At 64.3% G+C, this 1,513-nt stretch carries 1 protein-coding gene; it reads left to right on the top strand.

The window, feature by feature from the left end; genetic code table 11:
• Window positions 1-274: 274 nt before the first annotated feature.
• The gene (locus tag AWC27_RS09810; RefSeq protein WP_085670308.1) at window positions 275-1,486 is read left to right on the top strand and encodes an IS110 family RNA-guided transposase; all 1,212 of its coding nucleotides are present in this window, start codon (window positions 275-277) and stop codon (window positions 1,484-1,486) included.
• Window positions 1,487-1,513 lie beyond the last annotated feature (27 nt).

Here is a 1,513-nt window from a genome sequence, read left to right as displayed (position 1 = left end):
AGCCTAATGGGAATCAGATCGGTGTGCCGTTGACGGGTATTTCTTGCTCGTCGGGGAGGCTGGTCAACCGAGCCGCTGGCCGGTGAGCACTGTGTAAGCCCGGAGTGGGTTTCAACTCCTAAGACTAGATCGTGCGCCGGCCAGTGGGTGAGGTCACCTGTAGCGCTGATGGGATGTCGTGCCGAATCCGAGCACTGATCCATTAGGTCGCCGCCGGGTGTCCTCGGGCTCGAAGGAACTGTTCAATAGCCGAATCGCGGAAGGGCGGTGATCGATGATCTTCGTGGGCGATGACTGGGCCGAAGACCATCACGACGTGCATGTCATGGACGAGGCCGGCGTGCGGTTGGCTGCGCGGCGGTTGTCCGAAGGGCTAACCGGTATCCGCCAGCTCCACGAGCTGATCGCCACACACGGGCAAGAACCCGATCAGGTGGTGATCGGTATCGAGACCGACCGGGGATTGTGGGTGGCGGCGTTAACTGGGGCCGGCTACCAGGTCTATGCGGTCAATCCACTGGCGGTAGCCCGCTACCGCGACCGCCACCACATCGCGGGGGCGAAGTCGGACGCCTCCGATGCCAAATTGCTGGCCGATCTGGTGCGCACCGACCGGCACAACCACCGCCAGATCGCCGGCGACAGCACCGAGGCCCAAGCGACCAAAGTGCTGGCGCGGGCCCATCAGAGCCTGATCTGGGAGCGCACACGGCACACCAACCGACTGCGCAACGCGCTGCGTGAGTACTACCCCGCGGCACTGGCGGCCTTCGACGATCTCCACCACGGCGACGCCCTGGGGGTGCTGGGTCGGGCCCCCACCCCCCAGCAAGGCGCACGGTTGAATCTCGCGGCAATTCAGTCCGCACTCAAACGCGGTGGACGTCAACGCAATATCGCTACACGCGCCCGTGAGATCCAGGCCGTGCTGCGCACCGAACACCTCGCCGCACCCGCCGCGGTCGCCGCCGCGTTCGCGGCCACCACCACCGCAGCGGTGGGCATCCTCACCGAACTTAACCGCCACATCAGTGAACTCGAAACCAGCCTGGCCGCACATTTTGAGACACACCCGGACGCCGACATCTACCGCTCCCTGCCAGGACTTGGTGTCGTACTCGGCGCCCGGGTGCTCGGTGAGTTCGGGGACGACCCGAATAGATACACCACCGCCAAGTGTCGCAAGAACTACGCTGGCACCTCACCACTGACCATCGCCTCGGGCAAAAAACGCGCCGTACTGGCCCGCCACATACGCAACCGTCGTCTCTATGACGCCATCGATCAATGGGCCTTGTGCGCCATATCAAACAGCCCCGGCGCCCGCGCCTTCTATGACCAACAGCGCCACGTTAAAGTGCCCCACCACAAGGCCCTACGCGCCCTGGGCAACCGCCTCGTCGGCATCCTTCACGGCTGCCTACGCCACCAGCAGCCCTACAACGAACACACCGCCTGGGCACACCGCAGGACAGCCGCTGCTTGACGACTTACGAACCTGGGATGTCTAGTC

This window comes from Mycobacterium szulgai, from assembly GCF_002116635.1.
Lineage (GTDB): Bacteria > Actinomycetota > Actinomycetes > Mycobacteriales > Mycobacteriaceae > Mycobacterium > Mycobacterium szulgai.
This window is presented reverse-complemented; position numbering and strand designations above follow the sequence as displayed.

Excerpts from the sequence above, each read along its gene's own strand:
- AWC27_RS09810 (WP_085670308.1), top strand. The coding sequence starts at position 275 with ATGATCTTCGTGGGCGATGACTGGGCCGAAGACCATCACGACGTGCAT.